The organism is Streptomyces sp. NPDC101152 (genome assembly GCF_044768275.1).
Lineage (GTDB): Bacteria > Actinomycetota > Actinomycetes > Streptomycetales > Streptomycetaceae > Streptomyces.
This window is the reverse complement of sequence record NZ_JBIWPO010000148.1, coordinates 1-1,213: the sequence shown is the minus strand read 5'-3', so window position 1 is coordinate 1,213 and position 1,213 is coordinate 1. Positions and strand designations below refer to the sequence as shown.

Genomic DNA, 1,213 nt, shown 5'->3' with positions numbered 1-1,213 from the left:
AGGTTGCGCAGCTGCCGCAGGGCGGGGTGGCGCCTTCTGATGGCGTTGAGTTGGGTGATGAGGGGGGTGATGGTGCGGCCCTCGCGTTCGGCGGTGTCCCAGTCGCGGGGGCGGAGCTGGTACTTCTCCGAGTCGAGGTATTCCTCGCTGCCTGGGCGCAGGGGGGTGTTCTCGCACAGTTCGTAGCCGGAGTAGACGCCCCAGGTGGGGGAGAGGGTGGCGGCGAGGACGGCGCGGACCTCGAAGGCGGGGCGGCCGCCGTGCTGGAGGAACTCGTGGAGGATGTCGGGGGTGTTGACGAAGAAGTTGGGCCGCATGTAGGCGGCCGTCTCGGTGGACAGTTCGGTGAGGTAGTCGGTGAGTTCCTGCTTGGTGGTGCGCCAGGTGAAGTAGGTGTAGGACTGCTGGAAGCCGATCTGGGCGAGGGTGCGCATCATCGCGGGGCGGGTGAAGGCCTCGGCGAGGAAGATGACGTCGGGGTCGGTGGCGTTGATCTGGTCGATGACCCGCTGCCAGAAGACGACGGGTTTGGTGTGGGGGTTGTCGACGCGGAAGATCCGTACGCCGAGGCCCATCCACAGGCGCAGGATGCGCAGGGTTTCGGTGATCAGGCCGTCCATGTCGGCGTCGAAGGCGATGGGGTAGATGTCCTGGTACTTCTTGGGGGGGTTCTCGGCGTAGGCGATGGTGCCGTCGGGGCGGTGGTTGAACCACTCGGGGTGTTTGTGGACCCAGGGGTGGTCGGGGGAGCACTGCAGGGCGAAGTCGAGGGCGATCTCCAGGCCGAGGGTGCCCGCGTGGTCGACGAAGCGGGCGAAGTCGTCGAGGGTGCCGAGTCGGGGGTGGACGGTGTCGTGGCCGCCTTCGGGGGAGCCGATGGCCCAGGGGACGCCGACGTCGTCGGGGGTGGGGGAGAGGGTGTTGTTGCGGCCTTTTCGGTAGGTGGTGCCGATGGGGTGGATGGGGGGGAGGTAGACGACGTCGAAGCCCATGGCGGCGATGGCGGGCAGGCGGCGGGCGGCGGTGGCGAAGGTGCCGTGGGGCTGGGTGGCGGTGCCCTCGGAGCGGGGGAAGAACTCGTACCAGGCGCCGTACAGGGCGCGTTCGCGTTCCACCAGCAGGGGCAGGGTCTCGGAGGCGGTGACCAGTTCCCGCAGCGGGTGCCGGGCCAGGACCGCGTCCACCTCCGGCGTCAACGCCGCCGCCAGACGGG

1 pseudogene is annotated in these 1,213 nt (G+C 69.2%); it reads right to left on the bottom strand.

Features of this window, described 5'->3' with window-relative positions:
• A pseudogene (locus ACIRVK_RS45560) lies at positions 1 to 1,213 on the bottom strand (alpha-1,4-glucan--maltose-1-phosphate maltosyltransferase); the annotation flags it as partial.